Here is a 23,664-nt window from a genome sequence, read left to right on the forward strand (position 1 = left end):
GATTGTTACACATAGAGCATCTGCGCGACCGTTCCCCGTTCGATCTGTCGGGTGGCCAGCAGCGTCTGGTGGCGATCGCTGGTGTGATCGCCTGTGAGCCGAAGGTGCTGGTGCTGGACGAGCCGACCGCCGGACTCGACGAGGAGGCCACCGCTCGTGTGCATGGTCTTATCCACGAACTCAAATCGCGCGGCGTGACCATGCTGGTCATCTCCCACTCCCAGGAGGAGGTGGATGAAATCGCCGATCGGACCATTACGCTGGGGGAGTCCGAGGCCCTACCGTCCACTGGCTCGGCGGAAACGGGAATGGAACCTTCCGCAGGCTACGAGGATGCGGACGTCGGAATGCGCGACGCGGTCGAAAGACCGACTCGGCTGGAACGCCTCGATCCGCGCGTAGGCATGCTGTCCGCATTGGCCCTCACGTTCTCCGCATTCGCCATAAGTTCGTTCTGGCAATTGCTGCTCGCCGTGGTTCTCATCGGCGCGGTCATTGTGGCCGGACACGTCGACGTGGGCCGTCTCATCGCCTCGGTGCACGTGTTTTTGGCGATGTTCGTCTTCTGCGGCCTGCTCAACATCTTTTTCGTGCGCACTGGAAACGCTGTGGCGAATATCGGGCCGATTCCCATCACCGACGACGGCATACGCATTGCGGCGCTATACGCGTGCAGGTTCGCCGTGGTCATTGTCATCGGCGCGATTTTCCTTGATTCCACCACGCCGACGGCCATGACCGATGCGTTCGAATCGTTGCTTTCGCCATTCGCAAGATTGGGCATGCACGTGCAGGAGACCGCACTGGTGATGAGTCTCGCCCTGAGATTCCTGCCGACACTTGGCACGGAGGCAAGGGCCATTATCGACGCGCAGGCGGCGCGTGGTGGAGGCATCGAAACCGGGTCGTTCACGGACCGTGTCAAGGCGTTGGCGGCGATCGTCGTGCCCGTGTTCGCCGGTGCGATCCGCCATGCCGACAATCTGAGCCTCGCGTTAGACGCGCGCTGCTATGAGGAGGGGATGGTCCGCACGCATTGGCGGGTCATGCGCATGCGCCGTGGCGACGTCATCGCATGCTGCGTCGTCATTGCGTATCTTATGGCGTTGACTGCATTGGGTGTGCTGATGTGATCTAATCGGTAGCCGGGGCGCATGCGTTTCACATTGACAGCTTCGCGTGTCTCGGTGGCGTTGTCCGCTCTTGACGGTTTAAGCTGGAAGCCGGCAGATATGCCGATGAAAGCAAGGAGCCGACGATGACGTCAAGAATATCCAAAACCATCGAACCGTTCGCATTGGTGCACATCAATCTGGTCACGGGAGACGAACGCGGTACTTTGCTGCCGGATATGACGATTCTCGTCGGCGCGCATGGACGCATCGAAACCGTGGCGCCGAGCTCCGACGTGCCGGTGCCGAACGAATACCATATCCTCGATGGCACCGGAAAATACGTGATGCCGGGATTGATCAACGCGCATACGCACCTGTTCTCGCAAGGTCGGCCCCTCAACCCGAAGATGGCCACGCCAAAGGGTCAGCGCATCACCGCGGCCATCGTGCATTCTCCAGTTGGCAGGCCATATGTGACGGCCACGGCGAAAAGCAGCGTGCGTACGTTGCTGGAATCCGGAGTCACCACTATCCGCACTTTGGGCGACATCGCCTACGAGGCGGTGGCATTGCGCGACGGCATCGCCGCCGGCGAGGAAGTCGGCCCGCACATCCTCGCTTCGGGACCGCTGCTGGCCATACCGGATGGTCATGGAGCTCCGTTAATCGCATTGGAGGGGGAGACGGCTCAGGACATGCGCTTGAACACCCGCCGCAACATCGCCAATGGCGTGAACGCGGTGAAGATCGCGGCGACCGGAGGCGTCACCGATTCGCAGGTATTGGGTGAGGCCGGTGCCCCGCAAATGACGGTCGAACAGATGCGCGCCATCTGCGATGAGGCTCATGATGCCGGCATCCTCGTCGCCGCGCACGCGCAAAGCGCGGAAGGTGTGCGCAGGGCGTTGGCCGCCGGCGTAGACACCATCGAACATGGCAGCAGGCTCGATGATGCACTGATCGAATCGTTCAAACACAATCCGAACGCGCTGCGTGGATATTCGGCGCTGATCCCAACGATTTCCGCTGGATTCCCGCTGCATGCGTTCGGCCGTGATGTGACCGGCATCACCGAGATCCAAGCCGAGAATTCGAAGACCGTGGTCGACGGGATGATCGCCGGCGCCCGTGCCGCGCATGAGGCCGGTGTACTGGTGGGTGTCGGCACGGACACGGCCATGACGTTCGTTACGCAGTATTCCACCTGGCGCGAACTGGCATTGTTGGTCAAATACGCCGGATTCACGCCCGCTGAAGCGGTGCGGGCCGCCACTCGGACAAATGCGAGGATCCTCAACGTGTCCGGCATCACCGGTTCGCTGGATGAAGGCAAGTACGCCGACATGATTGTGCTGGACTCGAATCCGTTGAACGACCTGTCCGCCCTGTCACACCCGAAATTGGTCGTCGCCGCCGGACATCCTGTATGGCATCCCGCGCCGAAGCGTTTCGACGACATCGATCGTCTGCTTGACGAGGCGATGCGGTGCGAGGCGTGAAGGTATGTTTTACCGTCCTCACGCTAGGCTGGAGCGGGTATTCACAGATAGGAATGGAACAACATGGCACTTACCAAAAAGCAGGTCAAGCAATTGCGAGGCTTGGCCACCAAGCTCAATCCGCTCATCCAGGTCGGCAAGAACGACCTGAGCGAGAACGCCGTTAAGCAGGCGGACGAGACCATCGAAAAGCGTGAGCTCATCAAATGCTCCGTGCTTGACGGCTCCGGTCTGACGGCCAAGGAGGCTGGCGAGGGGCTTGCCGAACAGCTCGGCGCGGAACTCGTCCAGGTCATCGGAAACCGTTTCGTGCTCTACCGCCGTTCCAAGCGCGACGATGTGGAACATATCCGTTTGGTGCGAGAATAGACAAGCGACGATTGGTCGTACATACGGCCGTGGGAAATGTCGTTTCGTACGAGAACCGCAGTGATCTTCCGTACGAAACGACATTTTCATATCGCGGGATATCTTCCCTATAAGGGGTTGCGTCGCATGCGGCGGGTCCGATGGCTTTCTGCGACGTGAAGGGGAGAAGCGCCACCCATGGTTGAGGGCGGGTGCAAGAATGGAGCGCATGACTGAAAAGCATGTTGCGAAGAAAACCATCGAGAAGCTGGCTATCGTCGTGGTGACCTACAAGCGTCAGCAGCTGCTCGCCACACTGTTCGAATCCATCGAGAAGCTCACCGTCGCCCCATGGCGCATTGTCGTCGTGGATAATGAGCATTCCGAACAGACCCGCGGCATGGTCGACGACTTCCGTACTAAAATTACCGAGCAATGGGGCTCCACCGTGGCTGACCAGTCCGGCAACGAAAGTCGTGTGGTCTATGCGCCGCAGACCGAGAATCTCGGCGGAGCCGGCGGATTCTCCGCCGGTGTGAAGAAAGCCTACGAGCTGGGTGCCGAATGGTTCTGGGTCATGGACGACGATGTCGCCGTCATGCCGGAGGGCATCGAACGCCTCGCCAAGTGGACCGATCGCCATGATGTGATTCAAGGCAGCCGGTATGACTACGACGGTGGTCCGTTCTACTGGCAGTACGATTTCATCGTTCCGCTTGGCATTCCGAATCCGATAGCGCCGTCCGCGTTCGGCCCCGCCGGTTACCGTGTCATGGACACGTTGTGCTTCGAAGGAGGCCTGTTCCGCCGCAACATCGTCGAGAAGATTGGCCTGCCGGATCCTCGCTTCTTCATCTACTGGGATGACACGATGTACGGCTACCGCGCCAGCAAGGTCACCAACCCGATTGTGGTGCCCGACGTGGTGTTGCGCCGCACGCGCGAGATCGGCAACTGGGACATCGCCGGCGTGCGCCAGCTCAACTCCACGTCCGATATGAACCGTTACCACATCATGCGCAACCGTGGCTACATGGCCCGTTATTTCATGACATATGGCGATTACCGTCCGCTTCTGTTCGGCTTGGGCACGTTGCTGACCGCGGCGAAGGAGCTGATCCGTCTGACGATGGTGGATCGCGAGCATTTCAGGACCGGCATCGTGCAGATCGCCAAAGGCTGGTGGGATTCACGCAAGCTGATGCATGATCCGGACTGGCGCCCGATGCCTCCGTTGAAGTGATCCGCCGGATTATTTCCGTTCGTTCGTCCCGTGCCGATGGGGTCATCCGCACGGGACGAATTCGTTTGCAAAACATACCATCGCGATGTTCACCAAGTTAAGCATTGCAGTTTATGCAATCGCTCTCACCGATTGTGCATGTCGTGCGCGTTTTTGGCTATATTGCGAGTTACCATGGCATCTGCCGGTTCGATTACACCCACTATCTACCTTGAAGAGAGGTCAAAGATGATTGAAACTGCACAGGCGTTCGGCGTTGACATTGGCGGCTCCGGTATTAAGGCCGCTCCGGTCAATCTCGAGAAGGGCGAATTCGCCGAACCGCGTCTGAAGATCCTCACCCCGGAGGTTTCCACTCCGAAGGCCGTCGGCGAGATCGTGCGTCAGCAGCTCGAACACTTCGAGGTTCCCGAATCCGCTCCGGTTGGCATCGCATTCCCGGCTCCGATTCACGTGGGCGAGAAGCTTGGCTACATGGCCAACTTGGACCAGTCCTGGGTCGGCGTGGACGTCACCGAAGTGTTCTCCGAAGCCTGCGGTCGTCCTGTCACCGTGGTGAACGACGCTGACGCTGCCGGTCTTGCCGAACAGCAGTTCGGCGCTGCGAAGGGCCAGGATGGCCTCGTCATCGCCACCACGCTGGGCACTGGCATCGGTACCGCGCTGATTTTCAACGGACAGCTCATCCCGAACACCGAGCTCGGCCATCTGGAACTTCTCAAGGGCAAGGGCGACGCCGAGAAGTACGCCGCATCCTCGGTCCGCGAGAAGCTCGACATGGGCTACAAGAAGTGGGCGAAGCGCCTGACCAAGTATTACTCCCTCATGGAGTTCTATCTGGATCCGCAGCTGTTCGTCGTCGGCGGCGGCGTGTCCCGCGTCTCCGAGAAGTTCCTGCCGTACATCGACATCAAGACTCCGATTGTCGCGGCCAAGCTGCACAACGAGGCCGGCATCATCGGCGCCGCATACTACGCGAGCGTCAAGCAGCAGTGATGCGCTGACCGATCGAAGCCGTTAAAGGACCGTCCGAAATGCCGGACGGTCCTTTTTCTTTGCCGCCGATGGTCCTGGAGGGCTCTGTCGGCAGTCCAAGGAGTAGGGTTGGCATCATGCGTTTTTCCTCAAGAGTCGACATCAGCGAACCCAATCCCATCGCCAAAGCGGAAGCCGCGGCCAAAACGGCCGGCAGAACGCTCGTGAAGCTCAACGACTCCAATCCGACCAGGCACTCGTTGGCGCCGGCCATGGTGCCCGATATCTATTCTGCCGACCCGCGCGGTCAACGATACGCGCGTGAGGCGCTGTCCGCGTTCCTGAATACGCGTGGAGCGTTGCATTGCTCCGCCGAAGACCTGTATATTCTGAGCTCCACATCTGAAGCCTACTCATGGCTCATCAAACTGCTGTGCGACGCCGGCGACGCCGTGCTCGCACCGAAGCCGGGATATCCGCTCATTGAATCAATCGCGCGTCTCGAATGCGTCGACATGATCGAATACCAGCAGCGGTTCGACGGCTCATGGTACATCGACGTGGCGGAGCTGAAAGCCGCGCTGGAAGGTGCGGATGGCGGGCGTATACGGGCCCTGGTGCTCATCAACCCCAACAACCCGACGGGCTCGTACGTCAAACCATCCGAACGTGAGGCGATCGTCGGCCTGTGCAGGGATCACGACGTGGCCATCATCGCCGACGAGGTGTTCTACGATTACGATTTGGAGCCGTTCGACGGCAACGCTCGTCTCGCGGGGGAGACCGGAACGCTCACGTTCGCATTGGACGGCTTTTCGAAGATGCTTGCCGCACCGCACGCCAAAGTCGGCTGGATCCAGGTGTCCGGACCGGACGAGGAAGTGGCGGAGGCCAAGCGCCGTCTCGATGTGATAGCCGACGACTACCTGCCCATGAGCGAGATCGTGGCCAAACGTATCCCCGCGCTGCTGCAGGCCGCGCCCACGCAGACCGAACGTGTACGGCAGCGTGTCCGTGGCAATCTCGCCATGTTGCATGCCATGCTTGACTCCGACGGGCAGGGGCTCGTCAGCGTGCTACGCGCCGAAGGAGGATGGAACGTGCTGCTGCGCGTACCGAGCGTGATCGACGAGAACGATCTCGTGTTGCGCATGATTGAACGTCACGGCGTCTCCGGACAACCCGGCTACTTCTTCGATATGACCTCCAACGGCTATCTGGCCATATCGCTGCTGCCTGAGCCAGGTGATTTCCGCCGCAATGTGCAAGTGATGGTCGACACCGTCAACGAGCTCATCGACGGTGTCGACTGAGATGACCGATTTGGTGGACGGGCCGGACTGCGTGGCCGGCCCGTCCACATGCCATCACGCCTTGGCGGCCTCGTATTTCGAACGGACCAGATCCATATAAAAATCCACTGCGTCGCACGGCGTCCCATCGAACACAACCTTGTGGTCATCGACGACAAGCGTGCGGTCGATCGCGTATTCCGGACGGACGATCAAATCCGTGTCATGCGTTGCGAACACGACCTGCTTGTCATAGCTGAACAATGCCTGTGCCACGCGGGCGGACGACACTTCGTCCAATCCCTTGGTCGGCTCGTCGGCGACGAGCACGGCGGGGGAGAAACTCAACGCGGACGCGATTGCCAGTAGGTGCCTTTTCTCCCCATCCAACGAGGAAGCCGGCTCGCGGGATACGGCGGCCAAGTCGAAATGCGCAAACAGATTGCCGATGATTGCCTGGCGTTCGCTTTCCGGCACCTTGTGTTTCCTGAGCGGCAGCTCGACCGCCTCGCGGATGGAAGCAGCTTGGTAATATGCGTTCGGCAGCTCCTCGCGACGCACACGGCCGATCATGTCCTCGACATGTTTCAGCTCCCGTTTCACCGACGGGTCATAGGAGACGCCATCCGCTTCGATACGGACGGTTCCGGATGTGGCGGTCAAGGCACCATCCAACAGTTTCAGCAGTGTGGTCTTGCCAGCGCCGTTCAGACCGATTACCGCCACACGCCTGCAATCGGGCGTGATGTCCAGCGTGGTGGCCTCCAGCCCCACGGCGCCATCCTCATAGGTGTGGGCGGCGGAATCAAGATGGAACGTGACGGACGAGGCCGTTGCGGAACGTTTGCCGGAAAACAGCGAATCGAAGAAACCCATACTGCCGATTGTAACGGACCTTGTGCGAATCCTCTCGCGGGGAACCGTGAATGCTTCCGCCAAAGCCGGGACGGAAGCACAGGTCAAGCGAAATAGAATCCGGAGAAATCGTACGAGTATACACGGTAAATGTAGCTCGAGCTGAGCGACATCCTGTATTGCGTGACCAGGCTGCCATCCGACGAATACTGGCCGAACAGCCCCTGCATACCGGAATCGACGAGGATATTGCCGTTGCCGAGCTCCTGTGCGGAGGAAACGTATGGGGAATACGGCACGTTGAACGAGGCGACCTCCGTGTAGGTGCCGGCGTTTTCGTCCACCAGATATCTGCGATATTGTGATCGCGCGGTGTCGGAGGAGAATTCCGTGGAGATGCCGTCGATGACCGACCAGTCGAAGTCGGGGCGTGTCAGCGCGGTGCCGTAGTTGTTGTCGAACATGTACAGGTAGTACTGGCCGTCCGGCAGGGAATCGTCGGCGACGTAGGTGATGGAGTGCTGTCCGCCGGTGTCGGAGAAGTCACCATCCTTGTCGAGGAACGCGGATGCCTCTTTCGTGCCGTCCCACACGGATGGCTCTCCAATCATGTAATCCAGTGTCGGCACGCCTTCCAGATCATTGATTTTGATGATGGTGGATGTCTCGCGGGCGGAGAACAGCGCGGAACCGTCGTCCAACAGCTGAATGGTGTTGCAGTGCAGCCAATCCCAACGGTTCTTGGCGGTGGAATCGGATTCATCGGTGCCTGCATGCGTGGTGGATGCCTTGTAGTCGGCGAACATCTCACCGAAATCAAGCAGGCGCGTCACGCTGCCGGTCGTGGTGTCCAGTTTGATGACTTGGTCCTGCACGGCGTTGTCGCTGCGGTCGAGTTCGGTGGCGAGCAGCACGATGTTGTCGTCATCATCCATCGCATAATCATGATGGAGGATGTAGCTGGATCCCAGGTCGAGGATCTTCTCGAGTTTGCCGAGCCGGTTCATGCCCACCATGTGATGAGTGGACGCGGAGAACCACATCAGACCGTTGTCATCGAACAACAGTCGGTGCGAACGGTAGTAAAGTACGGGGATTTCGCCTCGCAGTACGCCGTTCGTATCGTAGTAGAACATGAAATCCTGTTCGTCGGAATCATTGCCGAGAATCGTATACAGGCCATCGCCGAGATCCTCGCCATCGTCGGCGGTGACGGTTCGTTCGAGCTGGACTTCCTCGCTGCCGAGCTTCGAAGGCCCCTTGCGTGTGATGGTCTTTGTGCGTGTGCCGCCATTGGCGTCGGTGAGGGTCAGCGTGATCGTGTTGGTGACGTCGGGAACGAGTCCGAGCAGTTGGAATTCATGGGTCTTGCTGTATTGCGATTTCTGATACGCGTCGCGTGTGAAATCCGCGTAGCCGTCCGCGTGCACGGTATAGGAGACGGAAACCTCGTCATCAGTGGTGAAATAGACCACCAGTGACGTGGTGTTGGTGCCGTACGGGTTCTCGGCCATGAAGATGTTGTCCTCGGTCGCCTTCGACGCGGACTCCGCCTGTCGGAGCTTGTCGTCCGCCATGGTCTGGTATTCCGTGGTGTATACGTTTTCGATACGCGCGTTGAGCCGTTCGATGCGGTTCTTCCTAATCGCGGCGTCGACATTGCCGTAGCTTGCGAAGCAGACGCCCAAGGACACCACGGTGGCGAGAAGGACCGCCATCCAACGGAAAAGACGCGGATGGCTACGTGGTGATGGAATCGGCTTCATGGTTGGCAACTCCTAGGATTCATCTCAGAGCAAAACAATGACATTTGACACCATTGTCGGTGAAACTCAAAGCAACCCGGAAAAAAAGATTGTAAGAAACCCGAAAGAAACCTGAATTTTTGCCGAAAAAAGCATCACAGCATCGAAAACCATGATCTCACGTCCAAAAACAGGCCGGGATTGTTGCGCAACAGCTCGTCGTCGCGTCCAGGCAGAAACAGCGACAACAGCGTGATGGCAATCATGAACAACAGCAGCGCGAGGAACCCGGCTCTGGCCAGCCAGCGCAGGCGTGGCCGCGTGATGTCCAGCACGCAGGACAACGCAGGCAACGCGGCCAAAGCGAACAACCATCCAAAATCGGTGATGTAGCGCCATCCTAATCCCGCCATACGCGAGTCGAGAACGACAAGCAACAATCCCAACGCCAGACAGGAAACCGACAACTCCCACATGCCACGACCTTCCGTGCCACGCGCCCGCCGACGCAGGAATGGAGCTGCAAAAGCGGCCAAAGCCAATGGCGCGATCGCGAACAAACCTCCTGGCATCGCCTCGGTGAACTCCCAGGACGGCAATGGTGCCGGGCTGACCGCAAGAAAAGGGAATGCGTCCGTGAAGCGCAACGGCAGAAACAGGTAGTAGACGACGGTCAGCACGAGATTTGCCAACGACTGATGATAGTTGGTCATATCCGTGACAGTCATCTGATAAGACGACCCGAAATCGAAAGGAGAACCGAAGCGGACCGCATTGTACGCCAGCAAAGGAACGATCACGGCCAACGCCGGCACCAAAGCCGCCAGCGGGGCGCGAAGCAGGCGCCATGCCGAACCGCGTGGCATCCGCTTCGCGCTGATGGCACGACGGAGAATCTCACGGATCTGTGGCCAGAAGATTACCAACGCCAGCAACGCCACCACAATGAACTGTGGACGGCATCCCAGATTCGCCGCGATGCACACCGATCCGGCGGCCAGACGGGGAAGCGACAACGATTGCACGACATCATCGCCATTTTCCCCATCGGTCGAAACCGGAACACGTTTCGTGGCGCCCAGCCACAGCCATAATCCAAGAGCGCTCAAAAACAGGGAAGCCGCGATGGGCACAGAGTAGAAGTTCGTTCTGTACCACAGGTACACGCCATTGGATGCCAACAACATAAACACGCACAGCATACTGACCGCGGCCACAGGCATATCAGGACGAATCCTATCCACCATGCGGATCACCAGCAGACAACCAAACACCAGAAAACCAAGCATCAGCAACGGCACCGCCGCACCCGATGGCATCATCAACCCGCCGTCGACGAACAACGACGTCACCGCACGATACGGCAGGAACAGCAACAACGCCGGCACCACGCCGAAATACGAATACCAATGACCCCGATAGAACGCGTAATCCCAATACACCGGACCCACACCCTGATCAAGCAGATGTTGACGCGTGCCCACATCATAAGGGTTCGCCGCGTCACGTAATGCATCCGGCGTATCCAAATCCAACCACGTATGACCATCAAGCAACGCCCGGGCCACATAATCATATTGGTCGAAATCATACGTATACATGCCATCCGCATGAAAGCTCAACGGGGCGGCCGCCACCAACTGCCACACCACCACCGCCAAAGTGGCCACCGCGGGCACCGCAAGCAGCACGCCCAGCCACGCACGCTGCCGCACGCTTGACGTGTCCAACGGCACCCGCCACAATCCGGAACCAGGACGCCAAGCTAACACCAACGCCAGCAACGCCAGCATTAAACCAATCCGCAAAGGACTCAACGAAAACGGCACACGCACATTCGCACGCACCGCCTCAAACGGAACCACCGAACCCTCCGGCTCTAGAATCCGCACACACACCGTTCCCCCGGAAGCAGCCGCTCGCACATACTCCGAACGCGGCGAGGACAACGACACCGCCTCGACCCGACCGGGAAGCCGATTCACATCAGGACGCACCTGAACCGTGGACAGCACATGTGCGCCGCCATCCATCGCCTTGCGCACCGCCTGCGACGAAGCCGGAATAACGCGCACATACTCCGACGAGCCATCCGCATCTACCTGCATGTACGCCTGCGTCGGATCAACAACCTTCAACAGTCCCTCATCCGTCCGTTCCAGACCGGGCCCCAACACGTTAAACGCCGCCGAGGAATCACCCGACGCGGCCACCGACCGCCAGAACGGCATATTGCACAACACGCACTCAATCGCCACCATCACCGCAAAAGCGACTACAATGACCACGCACATACGATGACGAGCCTGAAAACGCTGCTTCGAAAAAGTCACGTCATTATTCTAATGGCTTTATGTCGCGTCGGATTGAAAGAATGGCACACATGTCTCACCACACACCATCTGCTCCGGCAAACCAACCGGAACGCAACCGAACCATGCTCGAACGCGTCAGGCAAGGTGTGCGCCAAATCATCAACCAGACCAAAACGGAACACAGCCACGCCAACCCCTTCGGAAAGGCACTCGGCAAGCCCGACGACATCATCGGCGAACTTACCCGCAACGCCATCCGACTCAACCCGCTCGTCAAACGACACATCATCGACGGATTCAACGACGTGCCGGGAAACCTACGCCTCGGATGGGCCCAACTGCCACAAACCCACGGCCACGCATTCTCCATCGGACTATTCACCGACAACGACCACTTCGCGCAGATCGCGCTTGCCGACGGCAAGGCACGTGTCTTCGCCGGCACGGACCCGGACATGGATACGCAGGAGCTAGAGCCGCGTCTTGTCTTCGTCAAGGAGGAGACGCTCACCTTGGCCGATGGTCCAAGACTCGGACATCCGGTCAAAGGCAAGCCGAAAACGGTTCATGCCACACAAGGCGGCGTTGTGGGACGCATGCCAGGCGGCCGCATGATGTGGCTCGCCTCCTGGCTCAAAACAGGTAACCGCTACACGCTCGAGCAGATGCGCGCCAACCTGCCCGCCGACATGCGCTCCGACCTCGAATACCGGGACGCCATCACCATCGCATTCTTCGCCGCATACATGCTGCCCCAGATGAACGGTCTGCTCATCGGCTTCGGCTCCGGCAACATCTTCCGCAGGCTCAACCGCGAGGCCCCCATGGGCGCTATCCGCCGCTCCATTCGCGACACCATGAGCGCACGCTCGCACGGCATGCGAGTCTCCGGGCTGGAAGACTATTTCGCCGACCTGATGCGCGAGGCGCACGCGATCGACGCCGTCCAAGGACTTGAATCAGTGCACGGCGCCGAACCCCTGCACCTGTACACGTCCAGCTACTCCGGTTGCTACTTCTTCGCATGGGACTCGTCACTGCCGTTCCCCGCAGCGCTCCACGCGCTCAACATCGAAGGAAACCTCAACCGTTTCGCCGCGGTCAGCTCATGGCTGGAACGCAACGCGCGCGTCGGAAGCCTGCCCACGGAGGACACTGTCACACGAGCCCAAGCCGCTCAAATCGACTTCGCATTACTGCAAAACCCGGCGTTGATCGCACTGAAACCGGATGACCGGTTCGGTGCGATTCTCGACCCGAACCAGGATGACGGCATCCACGCGGCCGCCCGCCTTGTGGACATCGCAGGCGACTTCAGACGGGAAATCGCGGAAGCGACCACGAATAACACGCTGGGAGATGACCACAGCGCGGACGGAGGCTCCGAATGGGTATACCGTCAGACCATGTCCCGTCTGTTGCGCAGCATGCGCCTGCCATACCGGTTCGACGTCGACTTCAGATGCAACCTCAACGATGGCGAGGTCGCGATCGGCTTCACCTCAGCCGGCGTATCCATGATGCCATCCACCCGATATGATGCCCCACGCCATACTTGGGTGGACCTGACCGCCGCCGAACGCGCGCGTATGAGCGCCGACTACAATCTGCGCGTTGGGCTCATGATGGCCGCACTGAGCTTCGGTGCCGACCCGAATGTCGAAAACGTATCCATGCACATCGACTCGATCGGGCTGGAGGAAGCCGTCGCCGAGCAGGACTCCGCCATCAGCGAGCTGATGAGCGAGGCGCTCAGCGCCTTCGAGCGCATCCGCACCGGAGACATGGGCACGGCCGGATCCAAAGCCGATCCGAAAGACGGTGACTTCCACGGCGACCCGTCACGGCCGACCCTGCCCCGGACCAGCGAAATCATCACGGATCCGGATGACACCGGCACGTCCGACCATGCGGACGCGGATGACACGCTCGACAGCCGATTCGAAGATCTGATGAAAGACATCGACTTCGACGAAATGGCGTTCGAAGTGCCGGATGGTTCCACTGACGGCGACAATGACACCGCACACGAGTCGGAGTCCAACACGGACGAGGCCAACGGTCTGCCCGACGAAGACGACGACCCAATGGCGCAGCTGCGCAAAAACCCGACCGTGCGCAACCTTGTCACCGTCACCTTCACCCGAAACGAATTCCTGAAACGAATCCAAACCAACGGACTTGCCGACCCCACCGAAACTTACCGCATGTTCGATGCCGAAATGGACGTGGATAGCATTGGAGCGCTGAAGCCCATCGACGCCACTTTCGACCTGCGAGATAGTCGATTCTCGCCAGCCGGCAGCCAAGAGGAGCCCGAACTTTCCGACCTGCGTTTCAATGACCGCACCGCGCAACTCTTCGGTTGCGACGACATGATGGGACTGTCCATTCAACGCGCCGATCTGCTGCAACGTGCGGTAGGGGAATTCCATCGCCTCGCGCAAAGCGACGGTATCGAATCGGTCGACAAGGCCAAACAAGCCATGGACATCATCAACGCCATCAGTGACCCCGAACTGACCGAGCTGGCCCCACAGGTCACCAGTGCGCTAATCGACGGCAACGACACCCCCGACTTCTCCTTCGCGCTTGCCGACTCGCTTGATGCCGACAGGCTCAAGGCCCGCGACCTGCTGTTCTCCGGCGAGATCGACCAGGCCATCGAAACCGCCCAGGCGGCGTTGGATCGCATGGACCAGACGTTCGAGACGAACCCCGGCGTGCCCCGCTACTTCAATTCATACGCGGAACGCGTCATCTACAACCGTATGTTCGCCACCAAGGACGAACGTACGGTGCTCATTCCCGACAACCTGTTCTATATGCACATGGAGCTTGCGGACGTGCTCGCGCAGGTCAAAGGCGTCGACGCGGCCCTGCCCCATCTCAACGCCATGGTCCGCTATGCGCCCGCCTACCCGCTGTCGCATCTCAAGCTCGCCGTGCAGCTGGGACGCGCCGAGGATTGGGATCCGGCGCGTGCGGCCTGTCTCAATGCACTGAACGTAGCCCTCGACCGTGAGGACGCGTCGTTCGCCTACTACCGGCTTGCCTATGCGGAATGGATGTGCGACCGCTTCGACATCGCGGCCGCCGCGTACATCATGAGCGAGGAAATCGCTCCCGGGCGTATCCCCATGCTGGAAGGTGAGTTGCAGGAGCTGATGGGACGCGCCCAATCGCAGTGCATACCGGTGCCGACGAATGTGCAGGAAGCCATCCACGTGCTTTCCGACGCGGGCTTGCCGGTATGGCCGAACACGCCGGTCGCTCCGTTGATGCATAAAGCCGCGCGTGTCTGCGTGGACGAAGGCATGTTCGTGCCGGCCCGTACTCTCTCGGTCGCGGCGATGCGTATGGATTATGAGGACCGCGACGGCACGGACGTGGTGCAGATGCAGTTCCTGCGTTCTCTGAACAACTGACGTTGGATGACGATAAATCGAACATTTATATGATGATGGATGCCGATTCGGGCGCCTGCGGATGCGACGTGACGGCAACGAATGGAAAGCGGTGGAAATGACGAGTCGTGATGATTCCGAACAGCTGGCGTGGGATTTCGACGCTCCGGAAAGCGCCGGCGATTCCACGGCGGTCGTGGCCGATGAGGGATTGATCTCCTTCGCTCCTGGCAGTGAGCAATGGATTGCGGCATTGCAGCCGACCGATGCCGATGCGATGCGCCTCGACAAACTTGACGTGGCTTCGTTGAATGCCGAAGAGGCCGCGCGTCTGTGGGCGCGCGTGGCCTCTTGGGTGGAATCGGACCAAATCGCATATTATATCGACGACGCTCCCGTATCCTCCGATGCCGCGTACGATGCCCGTCTGCGTTGCCTGCAATCGCTTGAGACACAGTTTCCATCCCTTGACTCGCCGCAATCACCGACCCACCGTGTGGGTGGCACGTTCTCCAATGACTTCGCTTCCGTGCGTCACCCCTCACGCATGATGAGCCTCGATGACGTGTTCTCCCTTGAAGAGCTACGCGAATGGTACGACGGGGTGCTCAAGGGACTGGACTGGCCGGAATCGAAGCCGCTGCCCATGACCTGTGAGGTGAAGATCGATGGTCTTGCGTTGAACCTCATCTACCGCAACGGCGTGCTTGAACAGGGATTGACGCGAGGCGACGGCGTGACCGGTGAGGACATCACACTCAACGTGCGCACCATATCCACCATTCCGCAGAATCTTGCCGGTCCCAAAGAGGACATTCCCGAATTCGTGGAAATTCGCGGCGAAGTGTTCATGCGTTGGGACGATTTCCACACGCTGAATGCCGAGAACGAGGATGCTGGCCGCGCGCCGTTCGCCAATCCGCGCAACGCCGCCGCGGGAAGCCTGCGACAGAAGGATCCGCGCATCACCGCCACTCGCCGCCTGAGCTTCTATGCGCATGGCATCGGTTCGCTGCGTTGGGGCGAAGGACGTGGAAAAGACGGCCATGATGTGGTCAACGACCAGTCCGAAGCCTACGAACTGTACAAAAAGTGGGGCGTCCCGGTCTCTCCCCACAACCGCGAGGTCACGTCGTTCAAGGAAATCCTCGACATGATCGACTATTACGGCGAACACCGAGGTGACATCGAGCACGCGCTCGACGGCATCGTCGTGAAAGTCGACGATCTGGGCCTGCAGCGTTCCCTGGGCGCCACATCACGCGCGCCGCGTTGGGCCATCGCCTACAAGTATCCGCCGGAAGAAGTCAACACCGAACTGCTTGACATCACCGTGCAGGTGGGGCGCACCGGACGCGTGACTCCGGTGGCGATATTGAAACCAGTGTATGTGGCCGGTTCCACCGTATCCCGCACCACATTGCACAACCCATTCGAAGTGGAACGCAAAGGCGTGCTCATAGGAGACACCGTGGTGGTGCGCAAAGCCGGCGATGTCATTCCCGAACTCGTCGGCCCGGTGCTGGAACGCCGCAAGGGACGAGAGGACAAACTGCACAGGTTCGTGATGCCCACGCACTGTCCGAGTTGCGGCACCGAACTCGCCCCGGCCAAGGAAGGGGACAAGGACATCCGTTGCCCTAATGTGGAATCCTGCCCGGCGCAGCTGACCGAACGCATCATCAACCTTGCGTCACGCAAGGCGTTCGACATCGAACATCTGGGAGACCAGTCCGCCATCGCATTGACGAATCCGGAGGAGGACCGCCCGGATTCCATCGACACCTACGCGCCGAACATCACCGAGATTCTTGTGAAGCCTGGCGAAGAGCCGGAACCGTATGAACCGGCAATGGGTCTCGAGCTGCCCGTTCCTCAGACGCCGGTGCTGTCCAGCGAGGCTGGATTGTTCTCATTGACGGCCGATGATCTCAAAGACGTGCGTGTGTGGCGTGAGGCGCCGATCATCGAGATTCATGAATCGACCGCATCGAACGGCAGGACCAGGAAAGTACGCAAACGCGTGGGTGGATCCGGCTTATGGCATCAGGTGCCCGCATTTTGGACGACACCGACTCCGGCGCGCAAACGTAAGGAGACTGACGTCGATACGAATGCGGAGTATCCGCAATACGTCGTGCCGGACGATGCCGTGGTGGTCCGTGAGGAAACGAAGGTAATGCGCGGAGGAACGTCCAGCGTACAACCGGTGTATATCCGCCCGGCGGAGAACACCCGGAAAATGCTGGACGAAATGAATAAGGCCCGGCACGTCGACCTGTGGCGGGTATTGGTGGCGCTGTCCATCCGTCGTCTGGGACCGCCCACTGCACGTACCATCGCCAGCGCGTTCGGAACGTTGGATGCCATCGAACACGCCACGGAGGATGAACTGTCGCAGATCGACGGCATCGGTCCGGAAATCGCCGAATCCGTGGTCAAATGGTTCGCGGCCGCTCGACAGCCCGGCGACTGGCGCGGGGCTGTGCTCGACGCATGGAAGGCCGCTGGCGTGGGAGTGGGACAAGCTCAGACCAGCGGCCTGCCACAGACTCTGTCCGGCAAAACAGTGGTGGTCACCGGCTCACTTGAGGACTTCTCTCGTGATTCCGCCAAGGAAGCCATCGTTCTGCGTGGCGGCAAGGCAGCGGGATCAGTCAGCAGGAAAACGGATTGGGTCGTCGTCGGCGAGAATGCCGGGTCGAAGGCCACGAAGGCCGAAGAATTGGGTATTCCCATGCTCAATGAGGACCAGTTCAAACAACTGCTTGACACGGGAACTGTGGAATAACCGCCGCAATATCTGGCATGCCGTGCCGCGACCCGCTACTCTGGTACGCGGCACAAGGAGGAAACATGAGCGACGAGCGCACCATCGAAGCGCGCATCTATGAACGGTTGAGCAAGGTGATCGACCCCGAATTGGGCAGGTCCGTCACCGATTTGGGCATGATCGCTGCCATTGATGTCACGCCGGTGACAGGTGAAGACGACACGTACGACGTGCGCGTGCGGGTGGAATTGACCGTGGAGGGTTGCCCGCTGTCGCAGGCCATCACCGACCGAATCAATGAAGCGGTTGTCTCATATCCCGACGCCACACTGGTACCCAGCATCGAAGTCGGCTCCATGAGCCAGGACAAACTCAGCCAACTGGTGGCGGGCCTCAAATCGGAGCGCAAACAGAATCCGTTCAACAAGCCCGGCATCAAAACCCGTATCTTCGCCATCGCATCCGGCAAAGGCGGTGTGGGCAAATCGTCCGTCACCGCCAATCTGGCGGCCACATTCGCGGCGCTCGGCTACGATACCGCCGCCATCGATGCGGATATTTACGGTTTCTCACTGCCACGGCTGTTCGGCGTGCATTCGCAGCCCACGAACCTGAATGGCATGCTCATGCCGGTCAGTGCATGGGGTGTGAAACTGATTTCCATCGGCATGTTCGCCGGAGCTGACAGGGCCATCCTGTGGCGCGGTCCGCGGCTGCAGCGTTCGCTGGAACAGTTCCTGGCCGACGTGTGGTGGGGTGAACCCGACGTGCTGCTGCTTGATTTGGCTCCTGGTACCGGCGACATGGCGATTTCCGTGGCGCAGGCCTTGCCGAACGCCGAATTGGTGGTGGTCACCACGCCACAGCCGTCCGCTTCCGACATCGCGGTGCGTTCCGGTCTGGTGGCGTTGCAGGTGCCGATGAAGGTGCGCGGCGTCGTGGAGAACATGAGCTATTACGAGCACAAGGGTGAGAAACTGCGCATCTTTGGAGAAGGAGGAGGCATGCGAGTGTCCGAACAGCTGACACACAGTCTCGGCTATGATGTGCCGTTGCTCGCGCAGCTTCCGCTGGAGCCCGAATTGCGTGAAACCGGCGAGGCGGGACGTCCGGCCGTGTTAACCGAAGAAGGCGCGTTGCGTACGGACGGTATCGGAAAGACATTCAAAGGACTTGCCGAAGCGCTGATGCGCATGCCGGCCTAGGGTTCCGATTGAGTGATTCGCCGTCGATTCACATATCGTCGGCGAATCACGAAGTGAGACGATTCCGGCGTATATCCTGGGATGCATGTAATGTCGGGGCCAGACACGGGGGCTATATGGCTGAGAAGAAGCAACCGCTTCGACCGTATGAACGTATACCGGACAATGCCGGCGCACGGACGTCATCCGAATGCCCGTGCCTTATCTAAGAGAGAAAGGCGCATTTCCTATGACTGAGCAAGAACAGTCTTCCGCAATTCGCAAGCACAGCAACAAGTGGCGTGTGGTCGATATCGTCGTGACCGCCATCATCGCCGTCGCATCCGGCGTGATTTTCTGGGGATGGGACATCGTCTGTACCGCTCCATTGGCCATCTTCGAAGCTGTGACCCCCGGTTTTGAGGGACTGCTCAACGCTTTCTGGCTGTTCGCAGGTCCTCTGGCCGCCATTATCGTACGCAAGCCCGGTGCCGCGCTGTTCGCGGAGACCCTTGCCGCGGCGATTGAACTCACCATGGGCAACCAGTGGGGCGTCGGCGGCTCCCTGATTGTCGGCATCATGCAGGGACTTGGTGCCGAAATCGGTTTCGCGATCTTCGCATACAAGAAGTGGAATCCACTGTCCTCCGCCATTTCTGGTGCTCTCGCGGGAATCGGCTGTGGTCTGTACTACTGGCTCACCAATCCGGCTTGGAACGCGTTGCGTGTCAGCATCTACCTAGGCACGTCCATCATCTCTGGAGCGGTGCTTGCTGGTGTGGTGATGTATTTCCTGCAGGTGGCCATCGCCAAGACCGGTGTGCTTGACCGTTTCGAATCCGGTCGCACGCAGGAACTGGTCTGACCTGCCGATGAGGAGTGAATCCCGCATGCCGCTATGGTGTTGCGGGATTTTTCTTGTGTCATCGCAGGACATGATGGGGAGATACGGCATGGTGGGCAACAGAAAGGGCGATGAATGACTACTGATGTTCAGAATATGACCGCGGCCCGGGTGACCGCGCATGATTGGGGATGGAGACATGCCTCACGTAAGGATTTCGCGTTGCGGCATGTCGACTTCGACATCAAGCCGGGGGAGCGTGTGCTGCTGCTCGGCGCTTCCGGGGCGGGAAAATCAACGTTGATGTCCGGCATGGCCGGCGTGCTTGGCGGCGATGATGAGGGCGAGCGGGAAGGCGAGCTGCTTATCGACGGCGTCGATGCCCGCGAGACGCGTGGACGTTGCGGTCTTGTGCTTCAGGATCCTGATTCGCAGACGATTCTGGAACGAGTAGGCGATGACACCGCATTCGGCTGTGAGAATCTGAATCTGCCGAAGGATGAGATCTGGCGTCGAGCTCGGGCTGCTCTCGATCTTGTCGGACTCGACTACATGCCGTTCGACCGTTCGACGAGAGGGCTTTCCGGCGGCCAACGCCAACGTCTTGCACTGGCTGGCGTGTTGGCCATGCATCCCGGACTGCTGCTGCTTGACGAGCCCACCGCCAATCTTGACCCGGACGGTGTCAAGGAAGTGCACGATGCCGTCCGCCGTGTGCTCGAGCAGACCCATGAGACGCTGGTGGTGGTGGAGCACCACATCGACGTGTGGCTCGACTTGGTGGACCGCGTCATTGTGCTTGGCAAGCCTGAGAAGGATTCGCACGTCGGTGGAGTGATAGCCGATGGCGCTCCGGATGAGGTGTTTGGCCGCATGTCGCGGACGCTTGCCGATGGTGGAGCATGGGTTCCGGGACGTGCCATAGAAAGCCACGCGCCCCGTCCAGAGCACCGTGAGCCACATGATGTAGTGCTGTACACGAAGGATTTGAGCTTCGGCTATGATTCCCCTCTCGGCGAGCATGTCGATCTGCAATTCCATGCCGGCGAGGTGACCGCGTTGATTGGTCAGAACGGAGCGGGCAAATCCACGCTTGGTCTTACTCTGGCGGGTCTGCTCAAGCCGATTGCCGGACGGGTATGCATGGTGGACAATCTTGTGCCCGACCATCGTGAGAATAATGTGACCACATGGAAAAGCCGTGAATTGCTGGGGCGCGTCGGCATGGTGTTCCAGGAACCTGAACACCAGTTCGTGGCGGCCACTGTACGCGATGAAGTGGCCATCGGTCCCAAAACCATGGGAAAGTCCGATGCGGAGGCATATGCCATTGCGGACACGCTGCTGGAACGGCTGCAGCTCTCCCGTTTCGCCAAGGCGAACCCATTCACCCTGTCGGGCGGTGAAAAAAGAAGGCTGTCCGTGGCGTCCATGCTTGCCGCTGCACCGAAAGTACTGGTCATGGACGAACCGACGTTCGGGCAGGATTTCGTCACATGGACCAGCATGGTCCGGCTTATCGCCGGTGTACGCGATCAAGGGTGCTCGGTAATCATGATCACCCATGACGAGCCGCTCATTACGGCGTTGGGTGCACGTCGCATTCTGGTCAGCGTGGGGGAGTGAAATGGAAGAGGTCAACAATAACGACGGACAGACCGTGAACGGACAGATGGAGACCATCACCGTGGTGTCCCACAAGAACCGCCGCAAGGATGCGAAGCCGGCGTCACCGTCATGGTTCGTGGCGAAGCTCAATCCGGTGAGTCGCTTCATCGGTGCCCTGCTGCTGTGCATTCCGATGTTCTTCACACTGGATGTCGTTTCGGCGTCCGTGGCGTTCGGATTGGAGATGCTTCTGCTGTGGATCGGCGGCGTGGCTCCCTGGACGGTACTGCGTAAGACCTGGCCCGTTTGGATAGCGGCCGCGGGCAGCTTCATCTCCGTGGCATTGTACGGCAAGACCTCCGGCGAGGTGCTGATCAACCTAGGCGGAATAATCGTTGTCTCCCAAGGCTCTCTCTATCTGGCGTTGGCCACGTTCCTGCGTGTCGCCGCAATTGCAGTGCCGGGTGTGATTCTGGCTTTGGGCCTTGATCCAACCGATCTCGCCGACGGTCTTGTGCAGATTCTGCATCTGCCGCAACGTTTCGTATATGGTGGTCTTGCTGGTATGCGCATGTTCACACTGCTGCAGGACGATTGGCGTGCGCTCGGCCAATCGCGGCGTTCGCGTGGTCTTGGCGACGGCAGTACCATCAAACGTGTTTTCTCACAGGCATTCAGCCTGCTCGTCGTCTCCATCAGACGTGGCACGAAACTCGCCACCGCCATGGAAGCCCGAGGGTTCGGCTCCGACGCGCCGCGTAGCCAGGCGAGGGAATCGAGACTGCATGCGGCCGACTGGCTGTTTTATGCCATCTGCATTGCCGTGCCGGCAATCGCATTGATCACGGCATATTGCACAGGTTATTGGCATTGGGCGTTCGACAACGTATCCAGCTGACGGTCGGATGCCTGATTCGAAAAAACGCTTCCCGCGAATGTCCTGATAAGGATGACGCGGGGAGCGTTTTTCGTCAATGCGGATTCATGGAATCCCATCCGCGGGCAAATGACTATCTGGCGAGTTTGTCAAGCAGCAGTGCCTCGGTGATGACGTTGTTCTTCAATGCCGGCAAACTGATGGATTCGTTCGGGCTGTGTGCGTTGGCTTTCGGATCTTCCGGACCGGTGACAAGTACCTGCGCCTTCGGGAAGATGCGTTGCAATTCCGGAATGAACGGAATGGAGCCGCCTTCGCCCTTGTTGACCGGAGCCACACCGAAGGCCTCCTCCATGGCGTCCATGGCGTCCTTGGTGGCTTCGGCATCCGGATCCATGGCCCAGCCCATGCCGTTGTCAAGCTTATCCACCCACACTTCGGCGCCGAACGGCGCGTGCTCCACCATGAACGAGGCCAACGCGTCCTGCGCCTCCTCCGGACGCTGGTTCGGCGCGGTGCGCAGGCTCAGACGGAACGTGGTCTCGGGGGAGATGACGTTGAAGGATCCTTCCACAGGATGCGCGTCGAAACCTATGACGGTGACGCTCGGCTTGGTCCACAGACGGGAAGCCAACGAGCCGGTACCGGCGAAACGATACGATTCGACGGTACCCGCATCCGCGCGCACGGTCGCCTCATCCATATCGCGCTGCAGACCGCCGACCGGTTCTTCGGAAGCGATGCCAGGCACCGCCAAATCGCCGTTTTCGTCATACATGGAGGAAATCAGCATCGCCGCGAGCGTGTTCGCGTCGAGGATCGGACCTCCGTATTGGCCGGAATGCACCGGATGCTCCAAAGCCTTGACATGCACATCGATATCGGTGTTGCCACGCAGCGAGGTGGTCAACGACGGAATCTCGGCGGACCAGTTGCCAGAATCGGCCACGATGATCACATCGGAATCGAACTCGTCCCTGTGGTCTTCGATGAATGGGATGAAACTCGGCGAGCCCATCTCCTCCTCGCCTTCGATGAACACCTTGATGTTCACCTTCAGTTCGTCGCCCAGTGCCTTCAGAGCACCGGAATGAATCGCGATTCCGCCGCCGTCATCCGCGGCGCCACGACCGTACAGTCGCGTGTCGATTTCAGTGCCGACGAACGGATCGGTGTTCCATGCGTTCGGATCAGGCACCGGTTGCACGTCATGATGCGCATACAGCAGCACAGTCGGTGCGTCGTCATCGACGATTTTCGATCCGATGACTTCCCATGCGCCCGGCGTGCCGTCCGGATTGCGCGATTGCGCGACCTTGGCGTCGACGCCGACCTCGCGTAGCTGCTCCGCAACGAATTCGGCCGAACGTTTCATATGATCCGCGGTGATGCCTTTCGCGGAAATCGATTGCAATGCTATCTTCTTGTTCAACACGTCGACGATGCGGCTGAAATCCGCCTCGACGCGTGCACGAATCTCCTCGGCGCGTGAATCTGCCATAATCCCGATACTCCCTATATACAACATATGTACGCGTCATGGACGCGGTCGAATTTCGTTAACGAGTGACTATTGTATCCGGC

16 protein-coding genes are annotated in these 23,664 nt (G+C 59.6%); 12 read left to right on the plus strand and 4 right to left on the minus strand.

The genetic code is table 11. The features are described 5' to 3' along the window. From ACR0P8_RS03730 to ACR0P8_RS03755, 6 genes are all read left to right on the plus strand, one after another. Positions 1 to 1,133 (plus strand): CbiQ family ECF transporter T component (locus ACR0P8_RS03730; RefSeq protein ID WP_432623799.1); only part of this gene is annotated, 1,133 nt, incomplete at its 5' end. Between the two features lie 125 nt (positions 1,134 to 1,258). After that, complete coding sequence (locus tag ACR0P8_RS03735; RefSeq protein WP_432623801.1) at positions 1,259 to 2,614, plus strand: amidohydrolase family protein; 1,356 nt, start codon at positions 1,259 to 1,261, stop codon at positions 2,612 to 2,614. A gap of 63 nt (positions 2,615 to 2,677) precedes the next feature. Next, the gene (locus ACR0P8_RS03740) at positions 2,678 to 2,983 is read left to right on the plus strand and encodes a YhbY family RNA-binding protein (protein WP_432623803.1); all 306 of its coding nucleotides are present in this window, start codon (positions 2,678 to 2,680) and stop codon (positions 2,981 to 2,983) included. 208 nt (positions 2,984 to 3,191) lie between these two features. Beyond that, positions 3,192 to 4,205 (plus strand): glycosyltransferase family 2 protein, encoded by a 1,014-nt coding sequence (locus tag ACR0P8_RS03745; RefSeq protein WP_432623805.1) that lies wholly within the window; start codon positions 3,192 to 3,194, stop codon positions 4,203 to 4,205. 228 nt (positions 4,206 to 4,433) lie between these two features. Then, the gene (gene ppgK / locus ACR0P8_RS03750) at positions 4,434 to 5,201 is read left to right on the plus strand and encodes a polyphosphate--glucose phosphotransferase (protein ID WP_432623807.1); all 768 of its coding nucleotides are present in this window, start codon (positions 4,434 to 4,436) and stop codon (positions 5,199 to 5,201) included. Between the two features lie 116 nt (positions 5,202 to 5,317). Then, entirely contained in the window at positions 5,318 to 6,493 is a 1,176-nt protein-coding gene (locus ACR0P8_RS03755; protein ID WP_432623809.1) for a pyridoxal phosphate-dependent aminotransferase, read from the plus strand. 54 nt (positions 6,494 to 6,547) lie between these two features. On the opposite strand, the gene ACR0P8_RS03760 is transcribed toward ACR0P8_RS03755, so the two are convergent. From ACR0P8_RS03760 to ACR0P8_RS03770, 3 genes are all read right to left on the minus strand, one after another. Continuing rightward, entirely contained in the window at positions 6,548 to 7,348 is an 801-nt protein-coding gene (locus ACR0P8_RS03760) for an ATP-binding cassette domain-containing protein (RefSeq protein ID WP_432623811.1), read from the minus strand. Positions 7,349 to 7,431: 83 nt separating this feature from the next. Continuing rightward, positions 7,432 to 9,093: an aryl-sulfate sulfotransferase gene (locus ACR0P8_RS03765; RefSeq protein WP_432623813.1), complete on the minus strand. Its 1,662-nt coding sequence runs from the start codon at positions 9,091 to 9,093 to the stop codon at positions 7,432 to 7,434. Between the two features lie 134 nt (positions 9,094 to 9,227). After that, positions 9,228 to 11,366, minus strand: a complete 2,139-nt coding sequence (locus tag ACR0P8_RS03770; protein ID WP_432623835.1) for a hypothetical protein — start codon at positions 11,364 to 11,366, stop codon at positions 9,228 to 9,230. A gap of 143 nt (positions 11,367 to 11,509) precedes the next feature. On the opposite strand from ACR0P8_RS03770, the gene ACR0P8_RS03775 reads away from it, so the two are divergent. The 6 genes from ACR0P8_RS03775 to ACR0P8_RS03800 all read left to right on the plus strand — a co-directional run bounded on the left by ACR0P8_RS03775 (position 11,510) and on the right by ACR0P8_RS03800 (position 22,101). Next, positions 11,510 to 14,815 carry a tetratricopeptide repeat protein gene (locus ACR0P8_RS03775; RefSeq protein WP_432623815.1) on the plus strand — a complete coding sequence of 1,102 codons (3,306 nt, stop codon included), beginning with the start codon at positions 11,510 to 11,512 and terminating at the stop codon, positions 14,813 to 14,815. A 97-nt stretch (positions 14,816 to 14,912) separates the two neighbouring features. Continuing rightward, positions 14,913 to 17,585, plus strand: coding sequence for an NAD-dependent DNA ligase LigA (gene ligA / locus ACR0P8_RS03780; RefSeq protein ID WP_432623817.1), 2,673 nt, complete (start codon positions 14,913 to 14,915; stop codon positions 17,583 to 17,585). A 65-nt stretch (positions 17,586 to 17,650) separates the two neighbouring features. After that, a complete protein-coding gene (locus ACR0P8_RS03785) occupies positions 17,651 to 18,772 on the plus strand; it encodes an Mrp/NBP35 family ATP-binding protein (RefSeq protein ID WP_432623819.1) in 1,122 nt (373 codons plus the stop codon). A gap of 229 nt (positions 18,773 to 19,001) precedes the next feature. Continuing rightward, positions 19,002 to 19,616 carry an ECF transporter S component gene (locus ACR0P8_RS03790; protein WP_432623821.1) on the plus strand — a complete coding sequence of 205 codons (615 nt, stop codon included), beginning with the start codon at positions 19,002 to 19,004 and terminating at the stop codon, positions 19,614 to 19,616. 114 nt (positions 19,617 to 19,730) lie between these two features. Next, positions 19,731 to 21,221 (plus strand): ABC transporter ATP-binding protein, encoded by a 1,491-nt coding sequence (locus tag ACR0P8_RS03795; RefSeq protein WP_432623823.1) that lies wholly within the window; start codon positions 19,731 to 19,733, stop codon positions 21,219 to 21,221. 46 nt (positions 21,222 to 21,267) lie between these two features. Next, on the plus strand, positions 21,268 to 22,101 hold the full coding sequence (locus tag ACR0P8_RS03800; RefSeq protein ID WP_432623837.1) for an energy-coupling factor transporter transmembrane component T family protein: 834 nt from the start codon (positions 21,268 to 21,270) through the stop codon (positions 22,099 to 22,101). Between the two features lie 112 nt (positions 22,102 to 22,213). Here the strand turns inward: ACR0P8_RS03800 and ACR0P8_RS03805 are convergent, their stop codons facing one another. Next, positions 22,214 to 23,581 carry a dipeptidase gene (locus tag ACR0P8_RS03805; RefSeq protein ID WP_432623825.1) on the minus strand — a complete coding sequence of 456 codons (1,368 nt, stop codon included), beginning with the start codon at positions 23,579 to 23,581 and terminating at the stop codon, positions 22,214 to 22,216. Positions 23,582 to 23,664 lie beyond the last annotated feature (83 nt).

It is taken from the genome of Bifidobacterium sp. (genome assembly GCF_050874245.1).
Taxonomy (GTDB): domain Bacteria; phylum Actinomycetota; class Actinomycetes; order Actinomycetales; family Bifidobacteriaceae; genus Bifidobacterium.

What these genes read in the sequence shown, in the direction of transcription:
- ACR0P8_RS03765 (WP_432623813.1), bottom strand. Translation starts at nt 9,093, where the DNA reads ATGAAGCCGATTCCATCACCACGTAGCCATCCGCGTCTTTTCCGTTGG.
- ppgK (WP_432623807.1), top strand. Translation starts at nt 4,434, where the DNA reads ATGATTGAAACTGCACAGGCGTTCGGCGTTGACATTGGCGGCTCCGGT.
- ACR0P8_RS03760 (WP_432623811.1), bottom strand. Translation starts at nt 7,348, where the DNA reads ATGGGTTTCTTCGATTCGCTGTTTTCCGGCAAACGTTCCGCAACGGCC.
- ACR0P8_RS03790 (WP_432623821.1), top strand. Translation starts at nt 19,002, where the DNA reads ATGACTGAGCAAGAACAGTCTTCCGCAATTCGCAAGCACAGCAACAAG.
- ACR0P8_RS03735 (WP_432623801.1), top strand. Translation starts at nt 1,259, where the DNA reads ATGACGTCAAGAATATCCAAAACCATCGAACCGTTCGCATTGGTGCAC.
- ACR0P8_RS03775 (WP_432623815.1), top strand. Translation starts at nt 11,510, where the DNA reads ATGCTCGAACGCGTCAGGCAAGGTGTGCGCCAAATCATCAACCAGACC.
- ACR0P8_RS03800 (WP_432623837.1), top strand. Translation starts at nt 21,268, where the DNA reads ATGGAGACCATCACCGTGGTGTCCCACAAGAACCGCCGCAAGGATGCG.
- ACR0P8_RS03770 (WP_432623835.1), bottom strand. Translation starts at nt 11,366, where the DNA reads ATGTGCGTGGTCATTGTAGTCGCTTTTGCGGTGATGGTGGCGATTGAG.
- ACR0P8_RS03745 (WP_432623805.1), top strand. Translation starts at nt 3,192, where the DNA reads ATGACTGAAAAGCATGTTGCGAAGAAAACCATCGAGAAGCTGGCTATC.
- ACR0P8_RS03785 (WP_432623819.1), top strand. Translation starts at nt 17,651, where the DNA reads ATGAGCGACGAGCGCACCATCGAAGCGCGCATCTATGAACGGTTGAGC.
- ACR0P8_RS03795 (WP_432623823.1), top strand. Translation starts at nt 19,731, where the DNA reads ATGACTACTGATGTTCAGAATATGACCGCGGCCCGGGTGACCGCGCAT.
- ACR0P8_RS03740 (WP_432623803.1), top strand. Translation starts at nt 2,678, where the DNA reads ATGGCACTTACCAAAAAGCAGGTCAAGCAATTGCGAGGCTTGGCCACC.
- ACR0P8_RS03755 (WP_432623809.1), top strand. Translation starts at nt 5,318, where the DNA reads ATGCGTTTTTCCTCAAGAGTCGACATCAGCGAACCCAATCCCATCGCC.
- ACR0P8_RS03805 (WP_432623825.1), bottom strand. Translation starts at nt 23,581, where the DNA reads ATGGCAGATTCACGCGCCGAGGAGATTCGTGCACGCGTCGAGGCGGAT.
- ligA (WP_432623817.1), top strand. Translation starts at nt 14,913, where the DNA reads ATGACGAGTCGTGATGATTCCGAACAGCTGGCGTGGGATTTCGACGCT.